Genomic DNA, 25,925 nt, shown 5'->3' with positions numbered 1-25,925 from the left:
AATGCCAGGTGACAGCGTGGTGTCGGTTGCCCCGACTAGGCTGGCGCAGGGATTCCATGACGTGTGCGGAAGGACGGTGACGGTGCCCGGGGTAGGTGACGCTCTCGACGGTACTGCCCTGCTGAGCTGGGGTCGCTCGGCCCTCGCCGCCCTGGAACTCCATCGGGACGAGATCAACGCCCTCAATGTCTTCCCCGTGCCGGACTCCGACACGGGCACGAACCTGCTCGCCACCATGCGCGCCGCGGTGCGCGGGGCGGAGGACGCGGTGGCGCAGATCACCGAGCCCGCCGATGCAAAGGTCATTCAGGTCGGCGATTCGGCCGGGGTGAACACGGCCGCGGACCGGGGTGACCTCGGCGGCGCGCCTCCCGCCCACGAGGTAGCGGCCGCCATGGCGCAGGCCGCGACCGTGGGCGCGCGGGGGAATTCGGGGATCATTCTGTCGCAGGTGCTGCGGGGCATCGCGGAGGCGGTGGCGGAGGGGCCGTTGACCGAGCAGTCGCTGCGGGTCGCCTTGCGGCAGGCCGCTCGGCTCGTGCGGGAGGCGTTGAGTTCTCCGGTCGAGGGCACCATGCTCACGGTGCTGGATCGGGCGGCCGAACGGGCGGCCGATTGCGCCGAGCGGAATCTTGTGGCGGTCGCGCAGGCGGCGGCCGACGGCGCGGCCAAAGCCTTGGGGGAGACGCCCGCACAATTGGGCGTGCTGCGCGAGGCCGGGGTGGTGGATGCCGGGGCACGCGGGTTGCTGGTGCTGCTCGACGAACTGGTCGCCATCGCTGGCGGAAGCGCGCCCGCGCGGCCGATCTACCGGCGTGATGCGCCGGAGCGGCGACGGACGACGCCGAACGGGACAGCGGGGCGGACTTCGGCGGGCGGCTCCGACGCTCCGGCTCCTGCTGCCGAAGCACCCATGACGGGGGAAGGTGGCAGGCTCGGCATGGACGATGTCGGCGTGGTCGCGCGTGCCGGTATCGCAGGCACGGCGGTTTCGGAACCGGCTGTGGTGGACGCGAATTCGGTCGTGACGGGGGTATCCGGCGTCGGCGTGCCGCAGTACGAGGTGATGTTCCTCGTGCGGGGTACGGATGCGCGTCGTATCGATGCGCTGCGGGATCGGCTTGCCGCGCTGGGGGATTCGGTGGTCGTTGTCGGCGATGGGGCGGAGACCTGGTCGGCGCACGTGCATTGCGCGGACGCCGGGGCGGCCGTGGAGGCCGGGTTGGTCGCGGGTGGGCTGAGCGGGATTCGGATCGAGACGTTGACCGTGTCCGGGGATGCGCACGGCGGGGCGGCCGATCGCGCGATTCTGGCGGTGGCCTCCGGTGCGGGTGCGGTGCGGCTTTTCGAGGACGCGGGCGCCACCGTCCTGGAGGGCGAAGTGACCTCGGAGGTCCTGCTGGAAGCCATTCGTGGAGTGCCGCATCGAGAGGTGCTGGTGTTGCCGAACGGGGCGCTGCCCGCACACGAATTGGTGGCGGTCAGTGTGGCGGCCCGGGATGGGCAGCGGGAGGTGTTGATGCTGCCGTGCGGGTCGATGGTGCAGGGGTTGGCGGCGCTGTCGATGCATGATGCGGGGCGGGTGGCGGCGGATGATGCGTTCGCCATGTCGGAGGCGGCGGCCGGAACCCGTTGGGGCGCGGTGCGGGTCGCGCCGGAGCGGGCCTTGACCATGGTGGGAATGTGCGAGGCGGGGGATGGGCTCGGGCTGGTCGGACACGATGTGGTCGTGATCGATTCGGATGTGCGGGCGGCGGGGCGCACGCTGTTGGACCGAATGCTGGGCCTGGGTGGGGAATTGGTGACCATGCTCATCGGATGCGATGCGCCGGAAGGGCTTTCGGAGGAGCTGGCGGCGCACGTGGCCGCCGGGTTCCCGGGTGTCGAGGTGGTGGTGTATCCCGGTGGGCAGGCGGGGGACGTGGTGCAGATCGGGGTGGAATAGAACCGTGCGGATCGGGGTGAACTGAATGGCTACGCTGGCCGATCGGCTGGATCATGTGCTCGGGGTGAAGGCGGCCGAGTCGCTGCAGGAGAGTTTCGACATGCAGACCGTGGAGGATCTGCTGCGGCACTATCCGCTGCGCTACGCCACGCAGGGGCAGCCGCTCACCGAGGAGGAGCCCGAGGAGGGCGCGCACCTCACGGTGATCGGGCGGATCACCAAGACCGACCTGCGGCCCATGAAGAACCGGCGCGGCAGTCTACTCAAGGTGAGCCTGGACGCCGGTGGCGCGAAGCCGGTGGACATCACCTTCTTCAATGGCGACAAGGTGCGGCACCTCGTGAAAGAGGGTGCGCGGGCGATGATGTCGGGCACCGTGCACTACTGGCGGGACAAACAGTGGAACCTCTCCCACCCGGACTATCTGATCCTGCCCGAGAAGGGTGAGGGCTCGGTCGAGAATCTCACCTCGGTGCACGGCGGCGGCGCGCTGCGCGGTCTGGCGCAGAGCGCTAAGGGTCCGGGCGGCATCGACATGTCGTTCTTCGAGCGCGAGTTCATCCCGGTCTATCCCTCTACCGCGAAGGTGCAGAGCTGGACGATCCTGCGCTGTGTGCGGCAGGTGCTGGATCAGCTCGACCCGCTCGAGGAACCGCTGCCGGAAGCCCTGTGTGCCGAGCATTCCCTGCTGCCGGTGTCGGACGCGCTGCGCCTGATCCACCTACCCGAGCGCAAGGCCGATATCGAAGCCGCCCGGGGCCGTTTGCGTTTCGACGAGGCCATGGCCTTGCAGCTGGTGTTGGCCGAGCGTCGCCATCAGGTGGAGGGCCGCACCGCGCGGCCGTGCCCGCCGCGCACCGACGGCATTGCCGCGGCCTTCGACAAGCGGCTGCCCTTCGAGCTCACCGAGGGGCAGCGCGCGGTCATCGACGAGATCTCGGCGGATCTGTCGCGCACCCATCCCATGCATCGGCTGCTGCAGGGCGAGGTGGGTTCGGGTAAGACCATCGTGGCCCTGCACGCCATGCTGCAGGTGGTGGACAACGGTCAGCAGTGCGCGCTGCTCGCGCCGACGGAAGTGCTTGCCGCGCAGCACTATCGGTCGTTGACGACGATGCTCGGCGATCTCGGCACGGCCGGGGAGCTGGGTGCGGACGAGAACGCCACCAAGGTGGTGCTGGTGACCGGTTCCATGTCGGCGGGTCAGAAGAAGGCCGCCCTGCTGGACGCCGTCACCGGCGAGGCGGGTCTGGTGATCGGCACGCACGCCCTGATTCAGGACAATGTGGAGTTCTTCGACCTCGGCATGGTGGTGGTCGACGAGCAGCACCGCTTCGGTGTCGAACAGCGAGATGCCTTGCGCGCCAAGGCCAAGGACGGTGCGAGCCCGCACCTGCTGGTCATGACCGCCACCCCGATTCCGCGCACCATCGCCATGACCACGCTCGGTGATCTGGAAACCTCCGTGCTGACCCAGCTTCCGCGTGGGCGCTCCCCGATCACGTCGAAAGTCGTTCCCGCCAAGGTGAAACCGTCGTGGGTGGATCGGGCGTGGGAGCGCATTCGGGAGGAGGTGGCGGCGGGGCGTCAGGCGTACGTGGTGTGCTCGCGCATCGGTGACGAGGAGGAGAACGGAAAGGCCAAGGGGCGCAAGGGGAAAGCCGAGGAGAAGGAAGCGCCTACCACGCATTCGGCGGTGGACATGTACGAGATGCTGCGCGCCGGTCCCCTGAAGGATCTCCGGGTGGGGCTGCTGCACGGCCGCCTGCCCGCCGACGAGAAGGACCGCGTCATGCGGGCCTTCAATGACGCCGAGATCGATGTCCTGGTGTGCACCACGGTGGTCGAGGTCGGTGTCGACGTCCCCAATGCCACCGTCATGGTCATTGTCGACGCGGACCGTTTCGGCGTCAGCCAACTTCACCAGCTGCGCGGTCGCGTGGGCCGAGGCAAACACGCGGGCCTGTGCCTGCTCATTACCGAAACCAATCCGGTCGGTACGGCCATGGCCCGCCTCGAGGCGGTCGCGGCCACCACCGACGGTTTCGAACTCGCCGTCCTCGACCTCCGCCAACGCCGCGAGGGCGACGTCCTCGGCTCCGCCCAATCCGGCACCGCCCGCAGCCTCCGCCTCCTCTCCCTCCTAGACGACCTCGAAGTCATCACCGCCGCCCAACAAGTAGCCCGCGAAATAGTCGAATCCGACCCCGGCCTGAAAAACCACCCCGGCCTGGCCAGCATGATGCGCGCCGCCGTCGACGGCGAACGCCTCGAATACCTGGCGAAATCCTGACGGGGATGGGTGCGGTCAGTCCATGTACTCGGAAGGGTCGAGATCCTGTGGCGCGCTGAGGTCCTCGGGCGGATAGACGTCCTCGGGTTCGGCGGAGTCTTCCAGCCCTGCAAGGGCATTCCATTGGGCGAGTTCTTCCTCATGAGAGCCGGTGCAGGTGGACTCGACCACGTCGACCGCGGCGGCATCGTCGTCGCCGCTGCCGTGGCGGGTGAGGAGCATGAGGGGCCAGGTGGGTGTGTCGCCCGGCTGACCGTCGAGGGGGTGCCAGTCCCAGGGGGAGTCGAAGCGCCAGGTTCGGGCTTTGGCGTCGGCGAGTTGGTCGCCGGGTTCTAGGAATGCGTAGGGGCGGAAGCGTAATTCGATGGTGCGGGGGATGCCGTCGTCGGGGTCGAAGGTGGTGGGTTCGGGGGAGTCGGGGGGTTGGTCGACGGGGAGGCAGGTGATTTCTCGGCGGGGGCGGGGGAGTCGGCCGGTTTCGCGGGGTGGGTCGTGGCGGTGGACTTCGAGTACGCGCACGATGGTTGGCGGGATTCCGATTCGGCAGTCCGACTCGGGGGTGAGGTCGGATGGGGTGGGGCGGGTTCGGAAGAGTTCGCGGTGCCAGCCCGGTGTGTCGGGGCCGGTGGCCAGGGCGACCTCGCCGTTCCAAGGGGCACCGGTGGCGTCTGGATCCGGTGCCCACCAAGGCCATTCGACGAAGACCTGGTCGTCCGTCAGCGCCGTCACCCGCGTCGCGGTGAAGGGACAGGACACTTCGAGGATGTCCCCGACTCGGTATTCGACTGCCACAGCCTCCGAACCTAGCCCGTCTCGGCGTCCCGCGTCTGTCGCAGGGTGGTGAGTGCGGTCGCGGTGTCGACCGTTCCAGGGATGTGGGCGGTTCCCCACCGGGCCAGGGCGGCGAGGACGGGGCGCAGTTGCTTGCCGGAGTCGGTCAGGAGGTATTCGCGGCGGGGCGGATTGTCCTGGTACGTCGCGGTATAGACGATCCCGACGCGTTCCAGGCGGCGCAGGCGGTCGGCCAGGATATTGGTGGTGATGCGCTCGGGGGACGCGAGAAACTCTGTGTAGCGCCGCTTTCCGGCGAACATGTCGCGAATCACCAGCATGGTCCAGCGGTCGCCGAGGACGTCGAGGGTGGCCGCGACCGGACACGGGGAGCGCAGCGGGTCGATCGGTTCGATCCGTCCGGTGCCGTCGTCCACAAGTTCCTCCCGGGTAGCGTCTTGTCTTTTGCAAGTATGCCTGTCAAGGTGTGGATTGCAATATGCAAGTGACTCGGTGACGCAGTGGAGGCGGAAGACGTGGATGTGGGTGAGCTGCATGCTCGGGCCGTGCGGGGATTCGAAACCCGGCTCGGCGCGGTCGAATTCGAGCAGTGGGGGCACGCCACCCCGTGCACCGACTGGGATGTGCGCGGACTGGTCGAGCATGTGACCGGCAACCATCTGCGGCTGGCGTCGGTCCTGCACGGGCGGCCGATCGAAAACGGCGGGAAGGACACCGTTTCCGCGTGGTCGGCCGCCCGCGATCAGGTGCGTTCGGGGCTGGTGGTGCCGGGTGCGCTCGAGTCGCGGGCACCCTCACCGTTCGGCGGCGAGGCGTCGGGGCGGGATCTCGCCCACATCATCGCGGCCGATTTGGCCATGCACACCTGGGATTTGGCGCGGGCCATCGGGGCCGACGACACCCTGGATGCGGATGTCGTGGCGTTTCTGCTGCCGGTTTTCGAGCGGCTCGCGCCCGGCCTGGCCGCGACCGGGAAGTTCGGTTCGCGGGTGGCGGTGCCGGAAAGCGCTGGGCCGCAACGGCGTTTGCTCGCACTCACCGGACGTGACGCGTCCTGGCGTCCGCTCGGCTAGCCGACGGCGGGGAACTCGTCGGCCTTCACTCCCTTGATGAAGGCCTCCCATTCGCGGTGGGTGAACAGTAGGACCGCGCCATTGGTGCCCTCCTTGCTATGAGCCACCACGATGCCCCGGCCCGGCCAGTAGCCGACCTGGACGCAGCTGCCGTTGGGGCCACTGGCGGTGCTCGTCCGCAGGGAGAGTCCAGCAGGCAGATCTGCCTTGGTGATCATGATCGGTCGTCCTTCCTTTCATCGGTTGGTCCGGACTCGAGGCAAGGGAAAACAGCCGGACGGGTCCACGATGCGGGACTACGCCGTCAGGCATCGGCTGAGTGAATGTGAGCAACGCGCCCCCTTGCAGGCGTGATCGCGTCGAGCGATCCACCGGGGGCTTGGGCGGAACAGATGCGTCCGGCGTTTGGCTACACCGGGACACGGTGTTCGACGCCGATCACACTACCGGCTCGATGCTGAGCGCGTGCCCGGTATCGCGGCAAACCGGTGACCCGTCATGAGGATTCACACGCGAAGACCCGATTCGACAATCGCACGCGCGACGGCCTGCAACCGCAGCTGGCTGGTGCGCGCATGTCGGCGGATCAGGGCGAATGCCTCGTCGGGGGTGATTCCGTAGGCGTTGGCGAGCACCCCTTTGGCCTGTTCGATGATTACCCGGGACTCCAATGCCGCCTGCAACTGTTCGGTCAACCGGTGTTGCCGTTGGCGTCTATCCGCATTGACGACGTAGCCGACGGCCGTATCCGCCAGCATCTGCGCCACCTCGAGGTCGGGTTCGGACCAGTTCCCGGCCTGTTCGCCGTACAGGTCGATCGCGCCGATCGGGTTGTCGCGCAACCGCATAGGGATTCCGGCCACCGCGGCGATCCGGGCTCGGCGCACCGTCTCGGCGTACTGCGGCCAGCGCATGGACAGGTGGGCGATGTTCCCGACCGCGACCACCTCGCCGCTGCGATGCGCGTCGACACACGGCCCCTGCTGACGCAGTTCCTGACAGCGCTCGGCCGCCAACACCCGCTCGCCCGACGATTTCACCATGTGCATTCGCCCGTGCGAGGGCATGGCAACCCCGACGCCGGACAGCCCCAGCACCTCGGTCTCGGCCGCGACGAGCTCGTCGAGCGCCTCATCGGGCTCGTATTCCGTCATCAGCAGGCGCGCGAACCGCACCAGGGACGCGATCAGGGCTGAGCTGTCGTAGGACACCGCTGGCTCCTCAACGTTGTCTGACAGGGGCTAATCCGTGCATACCCAGCCCGGCCGGACTTGAACGAGCGGCGACGGATTGTCCGCGCAGCCGTATGCGGTGGTGGTGTCGGGGAGTGACGCAGGTCGGAATCGAACCGACGTGGGTCCTGAGTGAAAATCAGGCTGCCCGTGCCAGCAGAGCAACTGCGCCTGGGCTGTAGTGATAGCCCCCGGGCCGTGTGGCCGCGGCGAGGTGGCTAGGGCTCTTCCGGTTCTCGGAAGGCGTGCGACGACGGCGCGGCGGTCGAATGATGATGCACTGCCGGTCCTTTCGTCGTCGGGGGGTCGGGGTCAACGCTAACTTCGCCGCACGGCCGCCGCCACCGAATTATCGGGAGGGCCTACACCTCGAGACCCTCTTCGATCCCCTTGAGGCGGTGGCGGGCCATGGCGAGGTTGGCGCGGTTGCGGTCCAGGGCGAGGTAGAGGAACAGTCCCTTGGATTTGCGATCGGTCATGGGTCGGATGACGTGGTACTGGTTGGTGAGGGTGATGAGGATGTCCTCGATGTCCTCTTTGATGCCCAGCTGGTCGATGGTGCGCATCTTGGCGCGCACCACCTCGGTATTGCCCGCGGCGGCGATCTGCAGGTCGAGCGCCTTGGAGCTGCCAAGCATGCCGAGCGCCATGCCGCTGTTGTAGTCGACCACGGCCGCGCCGAGCGCGCCGTCGATCACCATCATGTCCTTCAGCGCGATATCCATGTTGGACATGGGTTTTCCTTTCAATCGGGGTTATCACTGGGGGTCAGCTGTTCGGCGATGGCGCGGGCGGTGGGCCGCGATTCCAGGTGCAGCCGCCCGATATTCGCGCCGGGACCGGCCAGTACGGTCAGCGAGGCGGTCCAGCCGACGGCGTAGATCACCACGTCCCCGCTCTCGCCGTGCACCACCACCTCGTGGAAGCCGCCGCCGTGCGCGGTGACGGCGAGCCGGTGCGAGAGCGAGAGTTGCGCGGCGGTCAGGGCCGCCATGCCCGCGGGCTCGATATGGGCGGGCAGATCGTGTGCGATGAGCAATCCGTCGGTGGAGGCCACCAGTGTTCCGGTCAGTTGCGGCACCCGGTCCCGCAGCGCCTTCAGCTCCATGAGTACCTGCGTGTTCGGTTCTGGGCCGGACATCGCCACGTTGGTCAACCTTCCTATGAATTCACCGAGCCGCCTTCTCCGTGCGGTCACGCGAGTTCCTCCAAGGCCGCCCGCAGGCGAATGAGCACGTCCCGGTCGGGTGGCTCCCAGTGGTCCGGGAGGTCGACGGCCGCGGCGTGCCGGGCCCGGCGGCGCAGCGGTGGCACGGAATCGGTTGCGGTACCGGTCGATACGGGTGCCGCCGGGGTGGGCGCGGTCGGGGTGGGCGCGGTCCGGATCGGATCGGCGAGGGCCACCGTGACCGGTGGTTCGATCAGTCCGGCCGCGGTGAGTTCGCGCACCGCGAGCAGGCAGCCGTAGGTGGTGCGGCCCAGATCCTCGGCGATGCCGGTAATGCTGCGCCGGGCGTCGACGGCGGCGAGCACCTCGGCGTGGCCGCCGGTGAGCACGACCCGGCGCCGCCGCACCCGCCGCACCGGCATCACCGGGGCCCGGTCGACCAGTTCGACGGGCCAGGATCCGGCGTGCGGGTCGCCGCGCCGCGCGCATTCGTGGATGAGCGCGCCGGGCGTGATGCGGCAGGCGCGGGCGAGCCGGTGCGGCGGTCCGTCGTGGAATGCCAGCGGCATCGGCGCGGCCGACAGGACGTAGGCGGCGTCGAAGACCGACAGCAGCGCAAGGGTTTCCACCCGTGGGCGCTCCAGCAGTCGGTCTTCGCCGCCGCCGCGGGCGCGCCGCCATTGCTCGGTGGTGGCCACTCCGGACGCCACCACCATGCGGTCCAGCGTCGTGGTGCGCGCGCATTCGGCGGCCACGATCGCGCCCTCCACGAAATGAAACGCGCCGTCGCCCACGGTGAGTACGCCGGTACGGCATTGCCGTTCGAGCCGCCGTAGTTCGAGGACGAGGTCACCGTCCATGATCGTCCTCGGCGAATTCGGCGAGAATTGATCGCAGATGGTATCGCGCCATGGCGAGATTGCCGGTGCCGCCGTCGAAGAGGATGTGCACGAAAAGCCGCGCTTCGAAATCGCCGTCGATCACATTCAGCAGGTGATATCCCCGGGTGCCGCACACGATGATCTCGGTGATGTCATCGCCGGGCGTGCCGGTGGCCAGGGCCGGTGAGGTGAGCACCGCGCGCACGACATCGGTTGCGGCGGCGGCGTCTTCGTGCTGATCGAGCACGTCGTGCCGCCCGGCCGCCGCGATGGCCAGCCCGCTCGCGCCGTCCACGAGGGTGACGCTGCGAGCGCCGGGAATATCCATGATGCGTTCGAGGCATCCGTCAATACCGATCACCGCGCCACCGCTTGTCGTCGAGAGACTTCGAGCGAATCCAGACGCTACACATGATGTGCTCGTGATGTGTGGCGAATGCCGGTCAATACCTTTTGGTATTTGTTCCGGTGCGGCGCAACGGATATCCAATTTGGATGGGGGAATTGTCCTTTATCCCACCATGTTTCCTCGCGATAGGGGGAAAATTACCGGGGCATGCGCGGATACGGCAGATCCGAGCTGGTGTGCTCGGTGATCGCCAGCGGCCGCCCGATCTGCGGGAAGGCGCGCTGGGCGCAGTTGGGCCGCTCGCACACCTTGCAGCCCGCGCCGATGGGCACCGCCGCCGCGGGATCGTCGAGTTCCAGGCCCCGCGAATACACCAACCGGTCGGCGTATTCGATATCGCAGCCCAGCCCGATGGCGAATTCCTTACCGGCCGTGCCGAATCCGGACGGCACCGGCGGGGTGGTGCGCGCCACCCACAGGTAGCGCCGCCCGTCGGGCATGGCCGCGACCTGGGTGAGCATGCGACCGGGATGGTTGAATGCCTCGTGCACCACCCACAGCGGGCAGCTGCCGCCCACCCGGGAGAAGTGGAAGGCGGTGGCGGACTGGCGTTTCGAGATATTGCCCGCGCGGTCGGTGCGGATCAGGAAGAACGGCACGCCGCGCTGCCCCTGCCGCTGCAGGGTGCTGAGCCGATGGCAGACGGTCTCGAAGCCGACCTCGAAGCGCAGGCCCAGCAGGTCGATGTCGTAGTGCAGTTCCTCGGCCGAGCGCAGGAACTTGCTGTAGGGCAGGATGAGCGCGCCCGCGAAGTAGTTGGCCAGTCCGATCCGGGCCAGGGTGCGGGATTCGTCGGTGAGCGAGGGGGTTTCGTCGAGGACCTCGTCGAGCAGCGCGCCGTGCAGCAGGAACGCGAGGGTGGTGGCGATCTGGAAGGCGCGCTGGCCGGGGCGCAGCCGCCGGGCCAGGGTCAGGGTGCGGGTCTCGGGTTCGTAGTGACGCTTGGGAATGGTCGGGTCGGCCCCGTCGCCGCGCACCAGGACGGTGACCCCGGCGCGTTCCTCGGCCACCCGCGCCAGCTGCCGGTCCAGCGAGCCGATGGTGAGCCCGCTCTCGTCGAACAGCCGCTCCGCCGCGAGATCCAGTTGGGCGATGTGATTGTGGTGATCGTAGAAGAAGTCGCGCACGTCCTCGTAGGGCATGGGCACGCCGGGCGCGCCGGTGGGGGTGGCCACCTTGGAGGACAAAAGATCCAACTGGTCGGTCGCCGCGCGTAGTCGGCGGTGCATGGCCACAACGATTTTCGCGACCTCGGGCATCCGGGTGGCCAGATCCTCGACCTCGGCCACCGGCGCGGCATTGCCGCCCGCGGCCTCCACCAGGATCTCGTGCAGATCCGACACCAGGCGAGCGTCGGAGTCCGCGGCGAAGAACTGCACGTCCAGGTCGAAGGTGGAATTCAGTTTCAGCAGCACGGGAATCGTGAGCGGTCGCTGATCACGCTCGAGTTGGTTGAGGTAGCTGGGGGACAGGTCCAGGGATTTGGCCAAGGCCGCCTGGGTCATCCGCCGTTCCTCGCGCAACCGCCGTAGTCGGGCCCCCGCATACATCTTGCGCACGTGCAGGATGGTACCGATTCGGCTTCGCAAACATCGCAATTTGAGGAGACTCGCCGCAACTTCACGGACCCTGCGTGGCACTTCATCGGAACGACAGTGCTGCGTAGCATGCGAATTCAGTGCTACCGGCGGTTTTGCGCGCGAGTCCCCATCGTACGACCCCACCGACGCCACCGCGGTGGAACGAGGTTCGGAATGTGGGCCGAAATCCGCGGGCTCACCCCAAAATCAGGTGAACCTGGAGTTCGCCGACCAGAAACCCGAGCACCGCGCCAATGGCGACCAGCTTCCACTCGTCCTGTTTGAACGCCGGGCGCAGCAGACCCTCGTATTCGTCGTCGGACAGTTGCTTGGTCTTCTCGATCACCAGGTTTCGGACATCGAGTGCCTCGATGGCGTGCTGGTCGAAGCCGGAGTGCGCGGCGGCCTTCACGTGATCGAGCACGAAGGTGACGGCGTCGCGTTCGATGGCGGTGAGGCTCTCGCCCGCGACCATGAGCACGAGCGGCCGGGCTGGGCCGGTCTGGAGTTCCAGGAACTCACCGACGTGATGGCTCAGGATCGAGGCCAACCGGTCGGCACGTTCGCCATGGAGGACGGCCTCGAGAATGCGTGCGGGGGTGAGGATCTCGGTGGCGATGAGGTCGCCGTAGTCGGTGCAGACCTGCTCGCGGCGCTTGTGGAAGAGGCCGTGCCAGGTGAACGGTCCGATACCGACCGGGCGGATCGGCCGGAAGATCATTTGCAGCGCCAGCCAGTCCGTCACCAAACCGGTGAAACCGCCGAAAGCGGGCATGAGCCAAGGGGAATGGGTGAGCGCCCAGGTCAGCATCTGGACGACGCCGAGCACCGTGCCGAAAATCAGACCGGACCGCACGATGAAGCGCAGCTCATTGCGCCCCACCCGGCGCACCATCTCCACCAGCAGCGACTTGTCGTCCACCAGCGCGCTGATGGCCATGCCGCGCAGGTCCATCACCTGATCGAGATTGGTGCGCAGGTCGTAGACGATGTCCTCGATGAGCTGCGGCAGATCCCGTTGCGCCCGTTCGATAATGGCGCGCTGCGCGGCCTCGGGCATGTTCACCCAGAGCCGCGGCTGATGCTTCAGCATCATGGCGCGCACCATGTGATCGACTCCGGCATCGAGGGGTTCGCGCAGGCGCGTGGTCAATTCGGCGATATCGATGCGGGCGATGATGTCCTGCGGATCGATGAGCTTGCCGAACATGAGATCCACCGCGATGGTCGCCATGCGCGGCGCGGAGCGGGGGATAACGCCCTGCCAGCCCAACCACGGTGGGATGCCCTTGAATTCGAGCGGGTACATGAGCATCCGCACCGCGACGATCTTGGTGATCCAGCCGATGAGTGCGGCGACGACGGGAATGGAACAGTAGAGCAGCCAGTGGTCGGCGAAATCCGCGATCACGACCGGTTCGGCCCCTGTATCCACATGGTTGCCACGGCCTACTCCTCGGTGCGATTATCCGTATCCAGCGATACGGTTATTCGTATCGCGGCTCAGGCTAGGAGACGCGCGTGCCCGCTGGCAAGACCCAGAGCTCTCCGCCCACGCACCGGGTCATTTCCATCATCGAACTGCTGGTCGCCGCACCCGGCCCGCTGACCTCGGCCGAGATCGCCGACGGCCTGGAGCTGAACCGCTCCACCGCGGGCTCGATCCTGGCCGCGCTCGCCGACCGCGGCTGGGTGCGCAGACTGCCCGACCTCAGTTACGAGCTGGGCCCGGCACTCGCCGCGCTGGGTCGCCGTGCCACCGGTGCGAACGACGAGCGCGCGTGGCTGGACCGGGAATTGGAGCGCCTGGCCGATCGCGTCGACTGCGGCGCGGCCCTCACCACCATCACCCTCGACCACCTCGAATTCCTGGCCGTCACCCGCGACCGCTACACCGTCGGCATCGAGGCCGGCGCCCGCATCCCCCTGCTGGCCCCCGCGGGCGCGGCCATCATCGCCCACTGGGGCACTGCCCGCCAAGAGGATTGGCTGCGCACCCGCGGCCCCGAGCGCCGCGCGGAATACCGCGCGGTCCTGTCCACCCTCCGGGCTACCGGACACTGCGTCTGGAAACTCGAATCCGACAGCATCCCCAATGTCCGCGTCCTCTCCGAGGTCGCCGACCACCTCGCCGACCATCCCGCGAGCAAGGAACTCCGCGGCCGCGTCCTCGCCCAACTCGCCGCGATCGGCGGCAGCGCCTACGACCAACGCACCCTCGACCGCGACATCCCGCTCGCGGTGAGTTACATCGGCGCACCGGTTTTCGACAGCGGCGGCCACGCGGTCATGGAGTTACAGATCGGCCCCTTGCGCGACGACGTCACCCGCGCCGAGCGCCGCCATTACCTCTCCGAACTGTCCACCGCCTCCCGCCGCATCAGCGCCGCCCTCGATTCTCTCCCCACCCGCCTCCCCTGATCGCCGAGTGACACACCCGGGAGGGGTTTTGCCCGAATTCGCCTCCCGGGTGTGCCACTCGGCGGTTATGGGGAGGGGGATATGCTGGCGGATGCAGTCGGTTCGCCGAGGCAGGGCGGGGTTGGTATCTCGTCGTGCGGTTGGCGTCGAAATCGGTTCTCTCGTAAGGGGGATCGGTGAGAGGGAACCCGGTGGGAATCCGGGACTGTCCCGCAGCGGTATGCAGGAACGAACGCCGTCATGAGCACTGGGCGAGTACGTCTGGGAAGCGATGGTCAGTAGGGGGCCGGGAGGCCGGGCCTGCGAGTCCGAATACCTGCCGAGTGTGTCGGGTACGCCGTATCCGGCGGTCGGCGCCTCGTGGATTGGGTGGACGGGCCGGTGGCTTCGGCGTGCCGTGGGGACACGGGGCCGGGGTCGGGGTTCGTGTGCGCTTGTGGCGGCGGCCAGTGGACTTGGAGCACTGGAGATGACCCGTGACCAAAAGGAATACGTTCAAGGCGACGGTTCTCGGCTTGCCCCGGATCGGGCCGAAGCGAGAGTTGAAGCAGGCCGTTGAGGCGTACTGGGCGCAGCGGATCGACGCCGATGCCCTGCATGCCGTCGGACGGGAACTGCGTGCGGCGCAACTGACCGCGGCGGCCACGGCGGGGCTTGATTCGGTGCCGGTGGGCACCTTCTCGTACTACGACCAAATGCTGGATGCCGCAGCGATGTTCGGGGCGCTGCCGTCTCGGGTAGTGGGGATCGATGATCCGCTGGATCGGTATTTCGCGGCCGCCCGGGGGACCTCGACCGTCGAACCGCTGGAGATGACCAAGTGGTTCGACACCAACTACCACTACCTGGTGCCGGAGTTGGGGCCGGACACCGAATTCGCCTTGCATCCGGAGAAATTGCTCGATGAGCTGGCCGAGGCGCAGGCGCTGGGCGTGGCTGCGCGGCCGGTCGTGATCGGGCCGCTGACCTTCCTGAAGCTGGCCAAGGACGCCGAGGGTGATCCGCTGCGGCGGTTGAGCGGATTGCTGCCGCTGTATCGGGAACTGTTGCGGCGCTTGGCCGAGGCTGGTGCGGCATGGGTGCAGATCGACGAGCCGGTGCTGGTGACCGACCTTTCCGATATGGAGCTCGGCCTGGTGCGAGAAGTGTACGAAGAGCTTTCGGCGATATCCGACCGTCCAGCGCTGCTCGTCGCCACCTACTTCGGACGTCCCGGCCCCGCGTTGCCGATTCTCGTGGACACCGGAATCGAAGGTGTGGCACTCGATTTCAGGTCCGGCACCACCGTCGAGGATGTGACCTCCGTGCCCAGCTTGGCCGGAAAGCTGGTCGTCGCCGGTGTGGTCGACGGCCGCAATGTCTGGCGCACCGACCCGGACCGTGCCCTCGCCACGCTCGGTACCCTGCTGGGATCCACCGGCGAACTGGCGGTCTCGACCTCCAGTTCGCTACTGCACGTGCCGTATTCGCTGGACGCCGAAACGGAGATCGACCCGAGCCTGCGATCCTGGCTGGCCTTCGGTGCCGAGAAGATCGCCGAGGTGCGTCTGCTCGCCACCGCTCTGCACGAGGGAACCGAGGCCGTGGCGGCCGGGTTGTCGACCGCCCGTGCGGCGATCGCGGCCCGCGCCACCGACACCCGTCTGCGCGACGACACCGTCCGCGCACGGTTGGACACGCTGAGCCCCAACGCGACTCGCCGCGCACCGGCCGCGGAACGCCGTGCGCTGCAGCACGACCGCCTCCCCCTGCCCCCGCTGCCGACCACCACCATCGGCTCCTACCCGCAAACCGCGGCCATCCGCCGCGACCGCGCCGCCTTCCGCAAGGGCACGCTCACCCCGGACCAGTACCGCGACCGCATGCGCGCGGAGATCGCCGAAGTCATTGCGCTGCAAGAGAAACTGGGCCTCGATGTGCTCGTCCACGGCGAGCCGGAACGCAATGACATGGTCCAGTACTTCGCCGAACAGCTGACCGGCTTCCTCACCACCGCCAATGGTTGGGTCCAGTCCTACGGCACCCGCTGCGTCCGCCCGCCGATTCTCTACGGCGACGTCACCCGGCCCGAGCCCATGACCGTCGACTGGATCACCTACGCCCAAAGCCTCACCGACAAGCCGGTCAAGGGCATGCTCACCGGTCCGGTCACCATTCTGGCCTGGTCCTTCGTCCGCGACGACCAGCCCCTCGACGTCACCGCCAATCAGGTGGCCCTGGCAATTCGGGACGAGACGCTCGATCTCCAGTCGGCGGGAATCCGCATTATCCAGGTGGACGAGCCCGCCCTGCGCGAACTCCTCCCCCTGCGCGCCGAGGCGAAGGCGGCCTACCTGGTCTGGGCGATCACGGCCTTCCGCCTCGCCACCTCCGGGGTCTCCGACGCCACCCAGATCCACACGCACCTCTGCTATTCCGAGTTCGGCGAGGTCATCGACGCGATCGCCGCGTTGGACGCCGACGTCACGTCCCTCGAAGCGGCCCGCTCCCACATGGAGGTTCTCGACGACCTCAATGCCGCGGGCTTCTCCCTGGGCGTCGGCCCCGGCGTTTACGACATCCACTCGCCTCGCGTCCCCACGGTTGACGAGATCACCGAATCCCTCTCCGAGGCGCTGAAAGCCGTTCCCGCGGATCGCCTCTGGGTGAATCCGGACTGCGGCCTCAAGACCCGGGGCCCCGCCGAGGTCGAGGCGTCCCTGCACAATATGGTCCAGGCCGCCGCAACCCTGCGCTGACCGAAAGGCCCGGCCCGGCAGTCGATCTCGGCTGCCGGGCCGGGCCCCACCGGCCCTAACCGCGCCCGAGGAGGTCTCGTCGCCAGCGGGCCGGTGGGGTGCCGTAGCGGGATTTGAAGGCGCGACTGAAGGCTGCCTCCGAGGTGTAGCCGACTCGCTCGGCGATGTGCGGGATGGTCAGGGCGGTGGCGCGCAGCAGATCGGTGGCCGAGTCCAGCCGGACCTGGGCGAGGTAGGTGGCGGGTGGCTTTCCGACGCGGGCGGTGAAGCGGGCGGCGAACGCGGATCGCGAGAGGTTGCACATGCGGGCCAGCTCGTCGACCGTCCAGTCGCGGGCCAGATTTCGATGGATGGCATGCAATGACGGGCCGAGCTGCGGGTCGAAGGCACCGGCCAGCCAGTTCGGTTCCACGTCCGCGCCCGCGGCCCAGGTGCGCATGATCTGGATGAACATCAGATCGAGAATGCGGGCGATCATGACCGCCGAACCCTGTGAGGGCGACAGCATTTCGATGAGCAGCATGCGCCGGGCGACTTCGAGTCCCTCGGGCACCGGCGTGCCCGCGCCGCCGAGCACGATCACGCCCGGCAGGCTCCCGAGCAGATGACTGGCCTGCGGGTCGCCGATGGTGAAGCTGCCGTGCAGCCAGCGCACGGGCCCAGATCCCTCGATATTGACCAGGCGGTGGGAGTCGCCGCGCGGAATCAGGACGATATCGCCGCGGCCGACGCGTTCGACACGGGAGGTCCCGTCGATCCGCAGCTCGAGTTCGCCTTCCTCGATGAGGTGCAGACTGCCGACCTCGGCGAAACCGATGGAGAACGTCGGCCCCGGCGCGTATTCCGCCATGCGTTCCCCGCTCAGCCGAACGCTGCGGAGCAACTCCGAGAGCAGATCGTCCGGGGGCGAATCGGCTTGCGGCGCTGGACGATCGGCAAGTTTTCCCAGCGGAGCGGTCATGGTCGCAGCCTAGTCGTCTCAATACTGTCGACAACCGTGAGCGGAGGCGCTCGCCGCATCGAGATCAACCGAAAGGTCAGCCATGACGCAGAACGGCAATCCCACCAAGATCAGCTTCGTCTACTCCAACCCCACCGACCCGGACGCCTTCGAGGCCGCCTACCCCGAGCAGCTCACGCTGGCGCGCAAGCTCCCCGGCCTGACCCGGCTGCAGGCCTCGAAGGTGTGGCCCAAGGAGGACGGCAGCCCGACCCCGGCGTACCGACTGCTGGACCTGTACTTCGACGACTACGCGGCCGCCAGCGCGGCTGCCGCCGAGGCGGGCCCGCTGGTCGCCGCCACCGTCGAACACGCCACCGGCGGCGTGGTGATCGCCTTCGCCGAAATCCTCGAGGACGCCTAGCCGGCGAGGGGCCGCGGCGGCACGCCGACGTATTCGGAGAGCGGGCGGATCAGCGCATTGGATTGGGACTGTTCGAGAATGTGCGCGGTCCAGCCCGTGATCCGGCTCATGACGAAAATCGGTGTGAACATGTCGATGTCGAAGCCGAGCAGGTAGTAGGCGGGACCGGTGGGGAAATCCAGGTTGGGTTTGATGCCGGTGGTTTCGAGCATGGCGGATTCGAGTTCGGAGTACATGGCCAGCCACCGGTCTCCGCCGGTCAATTCGGCAATGTCGGCGAGGGCGGACTTCATGGTCGGGACCCGGGAGTCGCCGTCCTTGTAGACGCGGTGCCCGAAACCCATCACCTTCTCCTTGCGGGAAATCCGCTCCCGCAGCCACTTTCGCGCTTGGGTGGGATCGCCGATCTCGAGCATGGCGTGCATGACGGCCTCGTTCGCGCCGCCGTGCAGGCGACCCTTCAATGCGCCGATGGCGGCGGTGACGGCGCTGTACATATCGGACTCGGTGGAGGTGACGACCCGCGCCGCGAAGGTGGAGGCATTGAAGCTGTGCTCGGCGTACAGGATCAGCGAGATCTCGAAAGCCCGGGTCAGGCGCGGATCACCGGACTCGCCGAAGCACATGTGGAGGAAGTTCTCGGCGAAGGGGCGCGCCGGATCGGGCGCGATGGGGTCCAGACCGCGACGGCGGCGCAGATCGGCCGCGATCACGGTGGGGAGAACAGCGGTCAGCCGTAATGCCTTGGCCAACAGGTCATCTTGTGTTTTGCCGCGATCCTCCAAGGGATCCTCGGCACCCAGGTAGCTGACCACTGTCCGTACGACGTCCATCGGATGGCAGGTCTCGGGGAGCCGCGCGATGAGGGCGAGCAGCGACCGGTCCGCACCGCGCAATGCGCGCTCGCGCACGCAGAACTCTTGGAGCTCGGCCGGATTCGGAAGTTCGCCGTACCAGAGCAGGTAGGCGACCTCCTCGAAGCTGCGATGACGGGCCAGATCCTGCACGGCGTACCCGCGATAGGTGAGGGTGCTGGTCTCGGGCACCACCTTGGAGATGGCGGTGGTGTCGACGACGACGCCCGCGAGACCCTTCTTGATATCGGTCATGGGAATCACTCGCTCACGGTGAAATTGAAGATATCGGTGTCGAATGCGTTGTAGGCGCGGTAGTTCAGCAGCTCATAGAGGCGAGAGCGATGCTGCATGCGGTCCAGCAGCGCGGATTGCGTTCCCGTCTCGGCGATTTCGCGCAGACCGGACTCGATGGCGAACATGGCCAGGCGCAGGGTGGTAACGGGATAGATGACGGCGTTGTAGCCGAGAGACTCCAACTGCCCCGCCGAGAGCAGCTCGGACTTGCCGAACTCGGTCATATTGGCCAACAACGGGATATCCACGGCGACACGGAATTTCGCGAACTCGTTGGCATCGGCGAGCGCCTCGGTGAAGAGGAGGTCGGCGCCCGCGTCGGCATACGCCTTGGCCCGGTCGATCGCGGCATCGAGTCCCTCGACCCCTCGGGCGTCGGTGCGCGCGCAGATCACGAAGCCAGGATCGCGCCGCGCCGCCACGGCCGCCCGTATCCGCCGCACCATCTCCGCGGCGGGAACCAGCGCCTTGCCGTCCAAATGCCCGCAGCGCTTGGGATTCACCTGATCCTCCAGATGACACCCCGCCAGCCCGGCCTCCTCCAACAGCGTCACCGTCCGCGCCGCATTCATCGGCTCCCCGAACCCGGTGTCGGCGTCGATGAGCACGGGCAGATCGGTCACCCGCGCGATCTGCCGCCCCCGCTCGGCCACCTCGCTCAGTGTGGTCAGGCCGATATCCGGCAACCCCAACTCGGCCGAGACCACCGCCCCGGACACATAGACGCCCTCGAATCCGATCTCCTGAATCAGCTTGGCCACCAGCGGATTCAATGCGCCGGGCCAGCGCTGGATGCGCCCGCTCGCCAGCCCCGCCCGCAGCGCGGCCCGCTTGTCGCCCGGTGTGGTCGTCATGGTCAACGGCCCGCTCATCGCGCCCACCCGCCTAGGCTGATCACATGAGCGACCAACCGCCCCTGCGTTACCGGCTGATCACCGGCCCCGACGACGCGACCTTCTGCGAACGCATCAGTGGACTGCTGGAGGAGGGTTACCGCCTGCACGGCTCGCCCGCGGTCACGTTCAACGGGACCTCCGTCATTGCCGCGCAGGCGCTGGTGTGGGAGGGCTGAGTCGCCTCGGTACGTGATCATCGGAAGATTCCTTCCGGAGTCGTCGGAGCGCGGTCCAAGACCGTCGGCGCGACGGTGAAGGTCAGCCGGTCCAGCTCGCCCGCAGGAAGTTCGGGGGTGCGCTGGGCCGCATCCAGAAAGCGCTCCTGCTCTTCGAGATCGAGGATGCCGTCGGTGAGGGTGCGGAACTTCTCGATGTATTGCGCGCGCCCGAAAGGTCTGGCCCCCAACGGATGCGCGTCCGCGACGGCCAATTCGTCGGTGATGACTTCGCCGCTGCGCAGTGTGACTTCTGCTCGGCACCCGAACGCCTTCTCCGCGGGATCCGTCGAGTGATAGCGGCGTGTCCACTCTGGGTCCTCGACCGTGGTGATCTTCCGCCACAGCTCGACCGTGTCCGACCGCCGCGCCCGCTCGGGCGCGTAGGAGCGCTCGTGATGCCAGCCGCCGTCCTGCAAGGCGACCGCGAAGATATATGGGACGGAGTGGTCCAGGGTTTCACGGCTGGCGGTCGGGTCGTACTTCTGCGGATCGCCAGAGCCACTGCCGATCACGACGTGGGTGTGATGGCTGGTGTGCAGCACGATCGTCGCAATCTGCGTCAGATCACCGATCCGCGAGCGCATGCGACGAGCCAGATCGATCGGGGCTTGGCTCTGATACTCGGCCGAATGCTCCTTGGTGTAGCTGTCGAGGATCGCGCGCTTGGCCTCGCCCGGGCCGGGCAGCGGCACCACGTACTCGGCGTCGAAACCGCCGAGCAGCCGGGCGATCACGCCGTCTGCCCCTTCCCAGATCGGCGATGGCGCACCCTCGCCGCGCATGGCCCGATCGACCGCCTCGATCGCGGCTTTACCGGCGAGAGCGGGCGCGAAGGCCTTCCAGCTGGAGATCTCCCCCTTGCGGGACTGCCGGGTAGCCGTCGTCGTATGCAATGCCTGCCCGATCGCCTGATAGATCGTCTCCGTGTCGAGCCCGAGCAGGGTCCCGATCCCCGCCGCCGCCGATGGTCCGAGATGCGCGACATGGTCGATCTTGTGCTCGTGCAGGCAGATCCCGGTGGCCAGGTCGATCTGGATCTCGTAACCCGTCGCCAGACCCCTGATCAACTCGGCCCCGCTGCGCCCGGCATGCTGGGCCACCGCCAGGATCGGCGGAATATTGTCCCCCGGATGCGAGTATTCGGCCGCCAGGAACGTGTCGTGAAAGTCGAGTTCCCGCACCGCGACCCCATTGGCCCACGCCGCCCACTCGGGCGAGAACCGCTGCGCGCCGGGCAATCCGAAGACGGTCGCGCCGGGCGTGTACGGGTGCGCCTGCGCCTGCCGCCGCGCGGTGGTCACCGGCCGCCGCAGCACCGCGGCCGCCGCCACCGCCGCATTGTCGATCAGGCGATTCACGATCATCTCGGTGACCTCGCCCGACACCTCGACCGGATCGACCGCCACCTCCGCGATCCGCATGGCCAACTGCTCGGAGCGCGGGAACTCCTCGCTCGAGGAGCGTGCGCGTACTGGATAGGTCTTCATACTTCGCACGCTACGCAGCCTGCTCGAACCGAAAAACGGCTCGCAGCGGCGAACTTCGGCGAGCGAATACCCGGCGACCAGCGAAGTCTGCGAAGTTCGGGCGTGCCCGTGCGCGAAGTTCACGTCGAGATTGACTGCGCTCGACCGCGGTGCTGAGCTGGAAAGAGATACCTGACCTCTGTGTCGAACACTGGAGTTCGTTCGACGGCCGATATCCGAAATCATTTGGACCACAATCGAAATGGGATATTGCGATGACAGCACCGAGGATTGTTTCAGCCGAGGAGTGGCAGGACGAGTGGGAGCGGCTGCTCGTCAAGGAAAAGGAGCTGACCCACGCGCATGACGCGATGGCGGCGGCGCGGCGGCGCATGCCCTGGGTCGCGGTCGGCAAGCAGTACCGATTCGAGGGACCCGAGGGCCCGATGAGCCTGCTCGACCTGTTCGAGGGTCGCCGTCAGCTCATCGTCTACCGCGCGTTCTTCGACCCGGGCGTGCACGGCCAGCCAGAGGACACCGCGGGTGTCGAGCGCGGCAAGGCCTGCTTCGGCTGCTCCATGATGGCCGACCACATCGGCAACCTCGCCCACGTCAATGCCCGCTCCACCACCTTCGCCTTCGCCTCGCGCGCGCCCCAACCCGAGATCGCGCGCCTGAAGAAGCGCATGGACTGGACCATGCCCTGGTACACCATCACCGACGACTTCGACGCCGACTTCGGAGTCGACGAATGGCACGGCACCAACGCCTTCCTCCGCGACGGCGACCGCATCTACCGCACCTACTTCATCAACGGCCGCGGCGACGCCGAACTGGGCAACACCTGGAGCCTCCTTGACATCACGGCGTTGGGTCGCCAAGAGAGCTGGGAAAACTCCCCACCCGGCTACCCCCAAGAGCCCCCGTACGTCTGGTGGCGTCGCCACGACGAGTACGACCCCAACCCCACCTCTCCCGCCGACCACTGGCACCCAACCCTGCCCGAGTGACCAACCACCGAGCGGCACATCCTGGAGCCGAATTCGGACAAAACCCCTCCAGGGTGTGCCACTCGCCGATATCGCTCGTGATGGGACGATGATCTTGTGTTGGTTGTTCGGCGTGTGCTTGGTGATCGTCCGTTTGTCGAGATCGGTGAGCCGACTATCGCGGTTGTCGATGAAGAGCGGGGGCTCGTCGGCGTGGGGGGCGATTTGGGCCACCTGCAGTGGTCGGGGAGTGGGATTGCGGACCGGTGGTGGCGTGGGTATCGGGTGGGGGTTTATGGGGTGGGGGATCTGCGATGCCGGTGGGTTGTGGGGGCCGAATGGCCGGTGCGTTCGATGGCTTTTCATCCGACACTGCCTATCTTGGCCGTGGGAGTTGGGGCTTATGACGGCGGTTACGCCTACGAGGGCGAGTTGTTGATCTTTGATCTGCGGTCGGGGCGTGCGACCTCGGTGCTGCGTGGGTCGCGTGAGGTGCTGGATGTCGAATGGGCTGGCGGGCAGGCATTGCGGGTGGTGGTGGCGCCGCCCGACGATTTTCCCGATGGACGTTATGACGCCGAGGCGCGGTCCTACGCGTTCTCGGCGGTCATCGAGCGGTCCGATTGGAGCGATGTCGCGGGTGGGTCGGTGTGGAGTGAAGAGCTCGCTGGTGAGCGAATCGAATTCGATCGCACTACAACGGAATTGAAGGCGAAGCGCAGTATCGAGTTGCTTTCCGAGGTGGTCGGTGAGCCGCGGGAGCCGCGTCTGCGGGTATGGGATGTTCAGGAGTTGCCCGACGGTCGGGTGTTGTCCTGTGCCTACAGGGTGCTGGCTGAATCATGGCTGCCCGACGGGAAACTCGAGTGGCGTGTGCGGGATGAGTACGGGGGTCGGCAGCTCGCGGTACGAGCAGGTCAGCGCGATTGTTGGGTGAATGTCGAACGGCCGCCGTGGCGCTTGGTGGGCAGCGAACGTGTCAACGAGCCACAGCTCGTGGCGCGGGTTTCGTTGGCGGACGGGAAGGTGGTCGATTCGCTACGCCTCGACTCGCCGGTCATGTTCACCACGCGCGACGACGGTTGGCTCGCGCTGCGGGCCACCGACTGGGACCGTTCGGGTTCGCTGGCATTGATCCCCTCGACGGGGACATCTCCTGAATTGGATATGCCGCTAGGGGGATTCGACCCCTTCAACCATGCGTTTCCGGTCCGCCACAGTGGGCAGCTGCTATTCCTCGAAGGCATGGATCCCGAGCAGCCCGCGCGGGACAAGCGCGTTGTCGCAGTCGACCCGGCTGGTGATGGCGGCCCGGAGGTGCGAGAACTCTTCCCCCTCGAATGGGACACCGCGCGTGCGGGTCACCTCTTCGGCGGACCAGGCATAGAGGTTGGCGGGGCGGAGGATCGGGACCTGATACACGCGGGTGCCGTGCACGACGGTGCCGGTCTTTTGCCCGGCAATGTCTTCGTGGTTCGGCGTAGTGGTCGGTCCGGAGTCGCACGATGGGTTTTCACCGCCGACGTCCCGGTCACGGCGCTCGACGGGGACGAGAACACCGTCTACGTCGCCTTCAATTCCGGTGAGCTGGTGGCCTTGCGGGCCTCGGATGGCACCGTGCGTTGGCGGCATGAACTGGAGGTCGATGGTCGATCGGTGGTGGCACTGTCGCTGACCCTCACCCGGCCGGGCCGACTGCTGATCGGCACCGTCGACGGTCGAATCCTCGATTGTTCAGAGGACTTTGGCTATTGAGGGGATTACTCGCTGGATGAGGGTGTCGGGGGAGGTGGGGGTCCAGGTTTGGAAGGCTTGGGTGGATTGGGGGTCGTCGACGATTACTAGTTTGGCGTGGGTGAGGGTGGAGGAGAGGAAGGGGCTGGGGAGGCCTCGGAGGCCGCCGTTTCCGGCTTGTTTGTCGGTGCGGACGATGATGATGACATCGATGTCGGGGACGGAGACGTCGGAGAGGGAGTAGGGGCGTTGGGGGGTGGTTTCGTCGGATTTGGCGCGGAGGTCGGTGGCGTAGCGGAAGCCGATGTCCTGGAGGAATTTTGCTTGGGGGCTGGTGTCGAGGTCGGCGGTGATGGAGTTGTCGGCGAAGTTGTAGACGCCGATGGTTTTGGTCTGGAAGGTGGGGTGGGCGGAGCGGACCTGGGCCAGGGAGTCGGTGTGGGTGGTGGTGACGACGGCGGTGCCGCCGGTGGTGCGGTCCACGGCCAGGTAGATCGCGGTGCCCGAAAGACCCAGCAGGGCAAGGATTGTGGTGATGATCAGGGCTAGGCGGAGGCGTTCCACGCGGCGGGGAGCGGGGTGGTCGACTCGCTCGGTGGGTGGCTCGTCGAGCAGTGGGGCGGCAACCGATGGTGCGAGCACCTGGGGCGTGAAAACCGGTGGTGCGAGCGGTTGTTGACCCTGCAGGGCCAGTTCGGCGTCGCGGGTGAACTCCCGGCAGGTGCCGTAGCGCTGGGCGGGATCCTTGGCCAGGGCCTTGGCGATGACGGTGTCCAGGGCCGGTGGGAGTCCCGGCCGTAGCGTGCTCAGCGGCGGTGGCGGTTCCTGGAGGTGGCCCAGCATGGCCTGGGCCAGGGAATCCATCGGGAACGGCGTGCGTCCGGTGAGCAGCTTCACGAACGCGCAGCCGAGGCTGTAGATATCGCCGCGATGATCCAGCGGCTCGGCCGCCAGGCGCTCCGGGGCGGCGTAGGCGACCGTGGCCATCAGGCTGTCGGTGGCGGTCAGCTCCTTGCCGTCCGAAATCGATTTGGCCACACCGAAATCGGTGAGCAGCACCCGCTCCTCATCGTCGCCGCGATCCTCCTCGCCGCGCGAGAGCAGGAAGTTGGCGGGCTTCACGTCGCGGTGCAGCAGTCCGCGCCGATGCGCGTAGTCGAGGGCCTTGCCGACCTCGGTGATGATCCGCAGCGCGCGCAGCGGCTCCATGCCGTCGGGATACCGCTTCAGCTCCACGGCGGCGTCGGTGCCGGGCACGTACTGCATGGCGATCCACAGGTGCCCGTCCTCCTCGCCGCGCGCGTAGACGGTCACGATGTTCGGATGATCCAGCTCCGCGGCGAGATTCGCCTCCCGCTCGAAGCGCGCGCGATACACCTCGTCGTGTGAGAGATCGGCGCTGAGCACCTTCAGCGCGTCGAGCCGACGGGGAAACATCGGGTCCTGCACCAGATACACGGTGCCCATCCCACCGCTGCCGAGCACCCGGATCACCCGGTGGCCGCCCACGATCGTGCCGGGCCGCAACGGCATGAAAGTTCCTCCTCGGTACTGCCGGATACCCGACTCTTCTCG

Annotated in this window: 24 protein-coding genes, 1 tRNA gene and 1 riboswitch; of the genes, 9 read left to right on the top strand and 16 right to left on the bottom strand. The window is 67.4% G+C overall.

Going from position 1 to position 25,925, the window contains the following annotated elements:
* The first annotated feature begins 1 nt into the window (after position 1).
* Positions 2-1,945, top strand: a complete 1,944-nt coding sequence (locus tag VMT40_RS10875; RefSeq protein ID WP_442789948.1) for a DAK2 domain-containing protein — start codon at positions 2-4, stop codon at positions 1,943-1,945.
* Positions 1,946-1,970: 25 nt separating this feature from the next.
* On the top strand, positions 1,971-4,238 hold the full coding sequence (gene recG, locus VMT40_RS10870; protein ID WP_326357852.1) for an ATP-dependent DNA helicase RecG: 2,268 nt from the start codon (positions 1,971-1,973) through the stop codon (positions 4,236-4,238).
* Positions 4,239-4,253: 15 nt separating this feature from the next.
* Here recG and VMT40_RS10865 read toward each other — a convergent pair whose 3' ends face one another.
* Together VMT40_RS10865 and VMT40_RS10860 are read right to left on the bottom strand one after the other, a co-directional pair.
* Positions 4,254-5,030 (bottom strand): hypothetical protein, encoded by a 777-nt coding sequence (locus VMT40_RS10865; RefSeq protein WP_326357851.1) that lies wholly within the window; start codon positions 5,028-5,030, stop codon positions 4,254-4,256.
* Positions 5,031-5,041: 11 nt separating this feature from the next.
* On the bottom strand, positions 5,042-5,446 hold the full coding sequence (locus VMT40_RS10860) for a winged helix-turn-helix transcriptional regulator (protein WP_326357850.1): 405 nt from the start codon (positions 5,444-5,446) through the stop codon (positions 5,042-5,044).
* An 84-nt stretch (positions 5,447-5,530) separates the two neighbouring features.
* On the opposite strand from VMT40_RS10860, the gene VMT40_RS10855 reads away from it, so the two are divergent.
* Positions 5,531-6,103: a TIGR03086 family metal-binding protein gene (locus tag VMT40_RS10855; protein WP_326357849.1), complete on the top strand. Its 573-nt coding sequence runs from the start codon at positions 5,531-5,533 to the stop codon at positions 6,101-6,103.
* On the opposite strand, the gene VMT40_RS10850 is transcribed toward VMT40_RS10855, so the two are convergent.
* The 9 genes from VMT40_RS10850 to VMT40_RS10810 form a co-directional block, all read right to left on the bottom strand.
* Complete coding sequence (locus tag VMT40_RS10850; RefSeq protein WP_326308975.1) at positions 6,100-6,321, bottom strand: DUF397 domain-containing protein; 222 nt, start codon at positions 6,319-6,321, stop codon at positions 6,100-6,102. The two genes, VMT40_RS10855 and VMT40_RS10850, sit on opposite strands and share 4 nt — an antisense overlap.
* A 288-nt stretch (positions 6,322-6,609) precedes the next feature.
* Positions 6,610-7,314: a GAF and ANTAR domain-containing protein gene (locus VMT40_RS10845; RefSeq protein ID WP_326357848.1), complete on the bottom strand. Its 705-nt coding sequence runs from the start codon at positions 7,312-7,314 to the stop codon at positions 6,610-6,612.
* A gap of 117 nt (positions 7,315-7,431) precedes the next feature.
* Positions 7,432-7,507 (bottom strand) — tRNA-Glu (locus VMT40_RS10840).
* A gap of 190 nt (positions 7,508-7,697) precedes the next feature.
* A complete protein-coding gene (locus tag VMT40_RS10835; RefSeq protein ID WP_326357847.1) occupies positions 7,698-8,069 on the bottom strand; it encodes a hypothetical protein in 372 nt (123 codons plus the stop codon).
* Positions 8,070-8,080: 11 nt separating this feature from the next.
* The gene (locus VMT40_RS10830) at positions 8,081-8,476 is read right to left on the bottom strand and encodes a roadblock/LC7 domain-containing protein (RefSeq protein WP_326357846.1); all 396 of its coding nucleotides are present in this window, start codon (positions 8,474-8,476) and stop codon (positions 8,081-8,083) included.
* A 53-nt stretch (positions 8,477-8,529) separates the two neighbouring features.
* Positions 8,530-9,363, bottom strand: coding sequence for a hypothetical protein (locus VMT40_RS10825; RefSeq protein WP_326357845.1), 834 nt, complete (start codon positions 9,361-9,363; stop codon positions 8,530-8,532).
* Positions 9,353-9,745, bottom strand: a complete 393-nt coding sequence (locus VMT40_RS10820; protein WP_326357844.1) for a hypothetical protein — start codon at positions 9,743-9,745, stop codon at positions 9,353-9,355. Before VMT40_RS10820 ends, VMT40_RS10825 begins: the two co-directional genes overlap by 11 nt.
* 185 nt (positions 9,746-9,930) lie before the next feature.
* Positions 9,931-11,352, bottom strand: a complete 1,422-nt coding sequence (locus VMT40_RS10815) for a short-chain fatty acyl-CoA regulator family protein (protein WP_326308969.1) — start codon at positions 11,350-11,352, stop codon at positions 9,931-9,933.
* Between the two features lie 217 nt (positions 11,353-11,569).
* On the bottom strand, positions 11,570-12,808 hold the full coding sequence (locus tag VMT40_RS10810) for a DUF445 domain-containing protein (protein WP_326357843.1): 1,239 nt from the start codon (positions 12,806-12,808) through the stop codon (positions 11,570-11,572).
* An 86-nt stretch (positions 12,809-12,894) separates the two neighbouring features.
* Between VMT40_RS10810 and VMT40_RS10805 the strand changes: the two genes are divergently transcribed.
* Positions 12,895-13,794 carry a helix-turn-helix domain-containing protein gene (locus VMT40_RS10805; RefSeq protein ID WP_326357842.1) on the top strand — a complete coding sequence of 300 codons (900 nt, stop codon included), beginning with the start codon at positions 12,895-12,897 and terminating at the stop codon, positions 13,792-13,794.
* A gap of 136 nt (positions 13,795-13,930) precedes the next feature.
* A riboswitch (cobalamin riboswitch) is annotated at positions 13,931-14,132 on the top strand.
* 138 nt (positions 14,133-14,270) lie between these two features.
* Complete coding sequence (gene metE, locus VMT40_RS10800; protein WP_326357841.1) at positions 14,271-16,532, top strand: 5-methyltetrahydropteroyltriglutamate--homocysteine S-methyltransferase; 2,262 nt, start codon at positions 14,271-14,273, stop codon at positions 16,530-16,532.
* Positions 16,533-16,587: 55 nt separating this feature from the next.
* Here the strand turns inward: metE and VMT40_RS10795 are convergent, their stop codons facing one another.
* Positions 16,588-17,493, bottom strand: coding sequence for an AraC family transcriptional regulator (locus VMT40_RS10795; protein WP_326357840.1), 906 nt, complete (start codon positions 17,491-17,493; stop codon positions 16,588-16,590).
* Between the two features lie 82 nt (positions 17,494-17,575).
* Between VMT40_RS10795 and VMT40_RS10790 the strand changes: the two genes are divergently transcribed.
* Positions 17,576-17,896: an EthD family reductase gene (locus VMT40_RS10790; protein ID WP_326357839.1), complete on the top strand. Its 321-nt coding sequence runs from the start codon at positions 17,576-17,578 to the stop codon at positions 17,894-17,896.
* On the opposite strand, the gene VMT40_RS10785 is transcribed toward VMT40_RS10790, so the two are convergent.
* Positions 17,893-19,005, bottom strand: coding sequence for a bifunctional 2-methylcitrate synthase/citrate synthase (locus tag VMT40_RS10785; protein ID WP_326357838.1), 1,113 nt, complete (start codon positions 19,003-19,005; stop codon positions 17,893-17,895). The two genes, VMT40_RS10790 and VMT40_RS10785, sit on opposite strands and share 4 nt — an antisense overlap.
* A gap of 5 nt (positions 19,006-19,010) precedes the next feature.
* Positions 19,011-19,919, bottom strand: a complete 909-nt coding sequence (prpB, locus tag VMT40_RS10780) for a methylisocitrate lyase (protein ID WP_326357837.1) — start codon at positions 19,917-19,919, stop codon at positions 19,011-19,013.
* 26 nt (positions 19,920-19,945) lie between these two features.
* On the opposite strand from prpB, the gene VMT40_RS10775 reads away from it, so the two are divergent.
* On the top strand, positions 19,946-20,119 hold the full coding sequence (locus tag VMT40_RS10775; protein WP_326357836.1) for a DUF1737 domain-containing protein: 174 nt from the start codon (positions 19,946-19,948) through the stop codon (positions 20,117-20,119).
* A 17-nt stretch (positions 20,120-20,136) separates the two neighbouring features.
* On the opposite strand, the gene VMT40_RS10770 is transcribed toward VMT40_RS10775, so the two are convergent.
* A complete protein-coding gene (locus tag VMT40_RS10770; protein WP_326357835.1) occupies positions 20,137-21,648 on the bottom strand; it encodes an MmgE/PrpD family protein in 1,512 nt (503 codons plus the stop codon).
* Positions 21,649-21,902: 254 nt separating this feature from the next.
* On the opposite strand from VMT40_RS10770, the gene VMT40_RS10765 reads away from it, so the two are divergent.
* On the top strand, positions 21,903-22,637 hold the full coding sequence (locus VMT40_RS10765) for a DUF899 domain-containing protein (protein WP_326357834.1): 735 nt from the start codon (positions 21,903-21,905) through the stop codon (positions 22,635-22,637).
* Between the two features lie 360 nt (positions 22,638-22,997).
* Complete coding sequence (locus tag VMT40_RS10760; protein ID WP_326357833.1) at positions 22,998-24,371, top strand: hypothetical protein; 1,374 nt, start codon at positions 22,998-23,000, stop codon at positions 24,369-24,371.
* Here the strand turns inward: VMT40_RS10760 and VMT40_RS10755 are convergent.
* Positions 24,351-25,883 (bottom strand): serine/threonine-protein kinase, encoded by a 1,533-nt coding sequence (locus tag VMT40_RS10755; RefSeq protein WP_326357832.1) that lies wholly within the window; start codon positions 25,881-25,883, stop codon positions 24,351-24,353. The two genes, VMT40_RS10760 and VMT40_RS10755, sit on opposite strands and share 21 nt — an antisense overlap.
* Positions 25,884-25,925 lie beyond the last annotated feature (42 nt).

The organism is Nocardia sp. CDC160, assembly GCF_035818795.1.
In the GTDB taxonomy this organism is placed as follows: domain Bacteria; phylum Actinomycetota; class Actinomycetes; order Mycobacteriales; family Mycobacteriaceae; genus Nocardia.
The sequence above is the reverse complement of the archived record's forward strand: the minus strand, read 5'-3'. Positions and strand labels throughout refer to the sequence as shown.

Excerpts from the sequence above, each read along its gene's own strand:
- VMT40_RS10875 (WP_442789948.1), top strand. The coding sequence starts at position 2 with ATGCCAGGTGACAGCGTGGTGTCGGTTGCCCCGACTAGGCTGGCGCAG.
- recG (WP_326357852.1), top strand. The coding sequence starts at position 1,971 with ATGGCTACGCTGGCCGATCGGCTGGATCATGTGCTCGGGGTGAAGGCG.
- VMT40_RS10850 (WP_326308975.1), bottom strand. The coding sequence starts at position 6,321 with ATGATCACCAAGGCAGATCTGCCTGCTGGACTCTCCCTGCGGACGAGC.
- VMT40_RS10835 (WP_326357847.1), bottom strand. The coding sequence starts at position 8,069 with ATGTCCAACATGGATATCGCGCTGAAGGACATGATGGTGATCGACGGC.
- VMT40_RS10830 (WP_326357846.1), bottom strand. The coding sequence starts at position 8,476 with ATGTCCGGCCCAGAACCGAACACGCAGGTACTCATGGAGCTGAAGGCG.
- VMT40_RS10825 (WP_326357845.1), bottom strand. The coding sequence starts at position 9,363 with ATGGACGGTGACCTCGTCCTCGAACTACGGCGGCTCGAACGGCAATGC.
- VMT40_RS10795 (WP_326357840.1), bottom strand. The coding sequence starts at position 17,493 with ATGACCGCTCCGCTGGGAAAACTTGCCGATCGTCCAGCGCCGCAAGCC.
- VMT40_RS10790 (WP_326357839.1), top strand. The coding sequence starts at position 17,576 with ATGACGCAGAACGGCAATCCCACCAAGATCAGCTTCGTCTACTCCAAC.
- VMT40_RS10785 (WP_326357838.1), bottom strand. The coding sequence starts at position 19,005 with ATGACCGATATCAAGAAGGGTCTCGCGGGCGTCGTCGTCGACACCACC.
- prpB (WP_326357837.1), bottom strand. The coding sequence starts at position 19,919 with ATGAGCGGGCCGTTGACCATGACGACCACACCGGGCGACAAGCGGGCC.
- VMT40_RS10775 (WP_326357836.1), top strand. The coding sequence starts at position 19,946 with ATGAGCGACCAACCGCCCCTGCGTTACCGGCTGATCACCGGCCCCGAC.
- VMT40_RS10770 (WP_326357835.1), bottom strand. The coding sequence starts at position 21,648 with ATGAAGACCTATCCAGTACGCGCACGCTCCTCGAGCGAGGAGTTCCCG.
- VMT40_RS10765 (WP_326357834.1), top strand. The coding sequence starts at position 21,903 with ATGACAGCACCGAGGATTGTTTCAGCCGAGGAGTGGCAGGACGAGTGG.
- VMT40_RS10755 (WP_326357832.1), bottom strand. The coding sequence starts at position 25,883 with ATGCCGTTGCGGCCCGGCACGATCGTGGGCGGCCACCGGGTGATCCGG.